The 696-nt window shown below is 66.1% G+C and carries 1 protein-coding gene; it reads left to right on the top strand.

Annotated elements, in window-relative coordinates; translation table 11 throughout:
* The coding region (locus ACRWNP_RS37170) for an IS3 family transposase (RefSeq protein WP_431969435.1) at nucleotides 1-696 on the top strand (696 nt) is incomplete at both ends.

Raw genomic sequence — 696 nt, 5'->3', positions numbered from 1 at the left:
TACCGAGCACGACTGCAAGATCGCCCCCTCCACCTACTACGCCCACCACAAACGCCGGACCATGCCGTCCGCCAGGACCGTGCGGGACGCCGAACTGAAAGAGCAGATCAGTGAGGTCTTCGAGGCCAACTACCGTGTCTACGGGGCGAGGAAAATTTGGCGCGAGCTGAACCGGCAGGGCAGCGACGTGGCCCGCTGCACCGTTGAACGCCTGATGCGCGAGCTCGGCATCGCCGGAGCGGTCCGCGGCAAACGCGTGATCACCACACTGCCCGGCGGGCAGGTCCAGCGGGCCCCGGACCTGGTGGATCGCGACTTCGTCGCCGGCGCCCCGAACCGCTGCTGGGTCGCGGACTTCACCCACGTGAAGACCTGGGCCGGTGTCGTCTACGTCGCCTTCGTCGTGGACACCTTCTCCCGCCGGATCGTCGGCTGGTCGGCGGCCACCGTGAAGGAGACGGTGTTCGTGCTGGACGCCCTGGAAATGGCGATCTGGCAACGCGACCGCGAGCAAAACCCCATCCAACCAGGTGAGTTGATTCACCACTCGGACGCCGGGTCGCAGTACACGAGTTTCCGGCTCGCCGAGCACCTGGACGCCGCCGGTATCGCCGCCTCGATCGGATCGGTCGGCGACGCCTACGACAACGCCCTGATGGAGAGCACGATCGGCCTGTTCAAGACAGAGCTCATCAA

The sequence above is a fragment of the Actinacidiphila sp. bgisy160 genome (assembly GCF_965342435.1).
In the GTDB taxonomy this organism is placed as follows: Bacteria; Actinomycetota; Actinomycetes; order Streptomycetales; family Streptomycetaceae; genus Actinacidiphila.
The sequence above is the reverse complement of the archived record's forward strand: the minus strand, read 5'-3'. Positions and strand labels throughout refer to the sequence as shown.